The 208-nt window shown below is 59.6% G+C and carries 1 rRNA gene; it reads right to left on the bottom strand.

Features of this window, described 5'->3' with window-relative positions:
• Positions 1-208 (bottom strand): 23S ribosomal RNA (locus N780_RS19115); the annotation flags it as partial.

Here is a 208-nt window from a genome sequence, read left to right on the forward strand (position 1 = left end):
GGAACAACTGGTGCACCAGCGGTGCGTCCATCCCGGTCCTCTCGTACTAAGGACAGCTCTCCTCAAATTTCCAACGCCCACGACGGATAGGGACCGAACTGTCTCACGACGTTCTGAACCCAGCTCGCGTACCGCTTTAATGGGCGAACAGCCCAACCCTTGGGACCGACTACAGCCCCAGGATGCGATGAGCCGACATCGAGGTGCC

It is taken from the genome of Pontibacillus chungwhensis BH030062 (assembly GCF_000770675.1).
Lineage (GTDB): Bacteria > Bacillota > Bacilli > Bacillales > BH030062 > Pontibacillus > Pontibacillus chungwhensis.